The following is a 2,374-nucleotide window of genomic DNA, read 5'->3' as shown; positions in this document are numbered from 1 at the left end:
GTTTGTGGGTGCGATCACCTTCACCGGTTCGATCGTGGCCATGGCCAAGCTGCAGGGTTGGCTGTCCACGCCGGCTTGGATGCAGAGCAAGGCGCGCCACGCCGTGAACATCTCGCTGGCGGTGGCATCCCTGGTGGGTGCCATTGAGATGCTGCGCAACGCTGAGTCGAGCACTGGCCTCTGGCTGCTGGTGGTGGCCTCCGGCCTGCTGGGGATCGGGGTGACGCTGCCGATCGGCGGCGCCGACATGCCGGTGGTGATTTCCTTACTCAACAGCTATTCCGGTGTTGCTGCGGCCGCTGCCGGTTTCGTGGTGGGCAGCCAGTTGCTGATCGTGGCCGGCGCCATGGTCGGTGCTGCTGGCCTGATCCTCACCCAGGTGATGTGCAACGGCATGAACCGTTCCCTGGTGTCTGTGCTGTTTGGTGGCGCCCTGGGTGCCACGAGCGCCACAGGCGGTGGCGGTGGTGAATACACCAACATCACCAGCTGCAGTGTTGAGGAATGCGCCCTCACCCTCGAGGCAGCTGAACGGGTGGTGATTGTTCCCGGCTATGGCCTAGCTGTGGCTCAGGCGCAACACACACTCAGGGAAGTGACTCGGGTGCTGGAGAGTGCTGGCATCGATGTGGTCTATGCCATTCACCCGGTGGCCGGCCGTATGCCGGGTCACATGAACGTGCTGCTGGCTGAGGCCGATGTGCCTTATGAGCAGCTTCAAGAGATGGATCAGATCAATCCCGAGTTCCCTGCCACGGATGTTGTGTTGGTGCTGGGTGCCAATGATGTGGTCAATCCCCAGGCCAAGAACGATCCCAATTCGCCGCTCTACGGCATGCCCGTTCTAGATGTGCAGGACGCCCGCACGGTGTTCGTGGTGAAACGGGGTATGAGCGCTGGTTACTCCGGCATCAAGAACGATCTGTTCGAGCTGGCCAACACCTCGATGTTGTTCGGCGATGCGAAAAAGATGCTCGGCGATCTCCTCGTGGAACTCAAGGATCTGGGCGTGGGCAAGAAGTGATGGGCCGCGGCGTGGACAACCCCCAGCTGCGCGAGCGGCTGAGGGTTCCGTCGTTTAAGCAGCGCTGGCCCTGGATCGGTGGTGATCTGCAAACCCTTCGCGACACCCTGCGCGAGGTGGATCTTCCCCATGATCAAGGGGTTCCGATTGAAATCCCCGTGCCAGCCCTGCCCAATGGAGCGGCTGCAGCAGGATCTTTGCTTGCCCTACTTGATCAGCCGGAAGGGGAACCCAAGAGCTTGGTTCTGCTGCTTCATGGCCTGGGTGGATCCAGTTCTCGGAAAGGCCTGAGGCGGATGGGTGTGGCGCTCCAGGCCGCTGGTTTTGCGGTGCTGCGTCTCAACCTGCGCGGTGCTGATCCGGGACGCCACCTGGCGGGTGGCACCTCTGCAGCACGCTGCAACAGCGATCTGCTGCCTGTGATTGCCCGGGCCAGAAGCTTGGCGGCGGGTCGCCCTTTGCTGGGGGCGGGCATCTCCCTGGGCGGCACGATGCTGCTTAATGCCGCTCTGGCCTCGCCTGGCGTACTTGATGGCCTCGTCTGTGCCAGCAGTCCCCTGGATTTGGCCGCCTGCAGCCCCTCGATCGAGCGACTGCGCAATCGGGTCTACCAACGCTGGCTGCTCAAGCGGTTGGTGCGTCAGACCTTGGCGGATCCCTTTGGAGTAAGTACTGACGAGGTGGTCAAACTGCAAGCGACGCCCCCCCGTTCGATCCGTGAGTTCGACAGTGCCGTGACGGCTCCCCGCTGGGGGTTTGCGGATGTGGAGGCCTACTACCGCGAGGCCTCACCCTTGCAGCATCTGGTGCCTGCCGGTAAGGCGATGCCGCCCACCTTGCTGCTGCAGGCCCTCGATGATCCCTGGGTTCCTGCCTCCTCTGCGATGGATCTCGCTGAGGCGCTGCCGCCGGAGGCCGCGATTCGCACGTTGTTCACGCCACGGGGAGGGCATAACGGCTTCCACGGCCATGACGGCTGCTGGGGCGACCAGCTGGCGGCGGCCTGGCTCAGGGACGTTGTTGCTGGCTAAGCCGTGATCTCCTCTGGTTGCGGGCCTCTCGCTCTTCAGTAATGGAAGGCTCGATCGCTTGGGTCCTGATACACAGCGCCACCGCAGCGTGTGGCAATCCTCCACAGCGCTTTGTGGATCGGGGTGGAGTCGTAGCGCACCAGCTCAGGAAACCTCTGCCTCAGAAGTTGTGTTCCACGCCAGGCGTTGTAATGCGGAATCGATGAATTGACGTGATGGGACACATGGGTTGAGCCGATTCCATGGTGCAGCAGTAAGTTAAGGGTGGGCCCGTAGGGACGATCAACCGTTTGCAGTGCTCCCTTCGACCAAGTCCAGG

At 62.5% G+C, this 2,374-nt stretch carries 2 protein-coding genes and 1 pseudogene; 2 read left to right on the top strand and 1 reads right to left on the bottom strand.

Features of this window, described 5'->3' with window-relative positions; genetic code table 11:
- Together ACGVJ8_RS00670 and ACGVJ8_RS00665 are read left to right on the top strand one after the other, a co-directional pair.
- On the top strand, positions 1-1,024 hold a 1,024-nt coding region (locus ACGVJ8_RS00670), incomplete at its 5' end, for an NAD(P)(+) transhydrogenase (Re/Si-specific) subunit beta (RefSeq protein WP_392345021.1).
- On the top strand, positions 1,024-2,055 hold the full coding sequence (locus ACGVJ8_RS00665) for an alpha/beta fold hydrolase (protein ID WP_392345020.1): 1,032 nt from the start codon (positions 1,024-1,026) through the stop codon (positions 2,053-2,055). The genes ACGVJ8_RS00670 and ACGVJ8_RS00665, both read left to right, overlap by 1 nt.
- A 35-nt stretch (positions 2,056-2,090) precedes the next feature.
- Here ACGVJ8_RS00665 and ACGVJ8_RS00660 read toward each other — a convergent pair.
- A pseudogene (locus tag ACGVJ8_RS00660) lies at positions 2,091-2,374 on the bottom strand (fatty acid desaturase); the annotation flags it as partial.

This window comes from Parasynechococcus sp. (assembly GCF_042954245.1).
Classification (GTDB): Bacteria; Cyanobacteriota; Cyanobacteriia; order PCC-6307; family Cyanobiaceae; genus Parasynechococcus.
Note: the sequence above shows the minus strand (reverse complement) of the source record. Positions and strands in the feature narration are given on the sequence as shown.